This is a genomic window from Methylobacterium sp. AC315 (assembly GCF_979253755.1).
The window spans coordinates 1-229 of record NZ_CEEDEA010000174.1 but is presented as its reverse complement, the minus strand read 5'-3'; the positions used below and the strand labels follow the sequence as shown (position 1 = coordinate 229).

General features: G+C 69.0%; 1 protein-coding gene. It reads left to right on the top strand.

What is annotated here, in order from left to right:
* Window positions 1-21: 21 nt before the first annotated feature.
* Window positions 22-229, top strand: a 208-nt coding sequence (locus AC0IY0_RS29170; protein ID WP_471766528.1) for a sodium:solute symporter family transporter, incomplete at its 3' end; no start/stop codon positions are given.

The window sequence follows — 229 nt, the reverse complement described above, 5'->3', positions numbered from 1 at the left end:
ACACGCCAGCCGCTGAATTCGATGGCGCTCGCGATGTTCCTCGCCTTCGTCGCGATCAGCCTCGCGATCACCGGCCGGGCTGCGCGCAGCGGGACCAAGACGGCGAGCGACTATTACGCGGCCGGCGGTGGGCTGAGCGGTTTCCAGACCGGGTTGGCCATCGCGGGCGACTACACCTCCGCGGCTCCCTTCCTGGGTGTGACGGCGCTGATCTCCCCGTCGGGCTATG